The sequence below is a fragment of the Mycobacterium sp. E2462 genome, assembly GCF_001672685.1.
GTDB lineage: Bacteria > Actinomycetota > Actinomycetes > Mycobacteriales > Mycobacteriaceae > Mycobacterium.
On record NZ_LZKC01000183.1, the window covers coordinates 1 to 1,138 of the forward strand.

The window sequence follows — 1,138 nt, forward strand, 5'->3', positions numbered from 1 at the left end:
GATGGCCCTGGTGGCCGGGGGCCGGCTCGCGGCGGCGGTGACGGCCGCCGGTGGCCTGGGCCTCATCGGTGGCGGCTACGGCGACCCCGACTGGTTGCGGGAGCAAATCGGTCGCGCCGCCGGCGCCCGCGTCGGATACGGGTTCATCACCTGGAACCTGCGGCCCGACGTGCTCGACATCGCACTCGCGCAGCGCCCGCCGACGGTGCTGCTGTCCTTCGGTGACCTGCAACCGTTCGCCGAGCGGATTCGCGCGGCGGGGGCCGCGCTGATGGCCCAGGTGCAAAATCTCGAGCAGGCGCGCCAGGCCCTGGACGCCGGCGCAGACGTCTTGGTGGCCCAAGGCGGCGAAGCCGGCGGGCACGGCATGAGCGTCCGCTCCACCTTTACGCTGGTGCCCGAGGTCGCCGACCTGGTCGCCGCGCGTTCGCCCGCCACCCTGGTGGCGGCCGCCGGGGGGGTCACCGACGGGCGCGGCTTGGCGGCCGCCCTGGCCCTGGGCGCCGACGGGGCGGTCGTGGGCACCCGGTTCTGGGCGTCGCCGGAGGCCTTGGTGTCGCCGCGGGCGCACGAGCGGGCCGTCCGCGCCGGCGGTGACGACACCGTGCGGACCACCGTCTACGACCTGGTGCGTCGGCTCGACTGGCCGCCCATGTACACCGCGCGGGCCCTGACCAACGCCTTCCTCGACACCTGGCACGGCAAGGAAGCCGAGCTGACGGCGTCGCTGCCGGAGGCGGTCGCCGCCTTCCAGGCGGCGCTGGCGGCCGAGGATTTCGACACCGCGGGCATCCTCGTTGGCGAAGGCGTGGGCCGCATCCGCGACATCCAGCCGGCCGCGAGCATCGTCGAGGACATGGTCGCCGACGCGGCCCGGATCCTGAACCGCGCGGGCGCGCCGGAGCCACCGCGGGGTTGACGACCCTTCGGTATCGCCGCTGGTCCGAATCCGCAGCTTTATGATTTCGCCTCGCGGCCCCGGTACGCTTTCTGCATATGGGTGCAGTTCCTTCCGCGGCGCGAGTGGCCGTCGCGAGTCTGATGGTCGCCGGCTGGGCCGCGTCGGCCGCGGTGGCGGCGGCCGACCCGGATTCCTCGGCGCCGCCCTCGCCGGCCCCCGTCGCAGGCCAGGGCAATG

The 1,138-nt window shown here is 74.6% G+C and carries 1 protein-coding gene; it reads left to right on the top strand.

All coding sequences use genetic code 11. The features are described 5' to 3' along the window. A partial coding sequence (locus A5714_RS08860; RefSeq protein ID WP_068284616.1) for a nitronate monooxygenase family protein occupies nucleotides 1–919 on the top strand: 919 nt, incomplete at its 5' end. Nucleotides 920–1,138 lie beyond the last annotated feature (219 nt).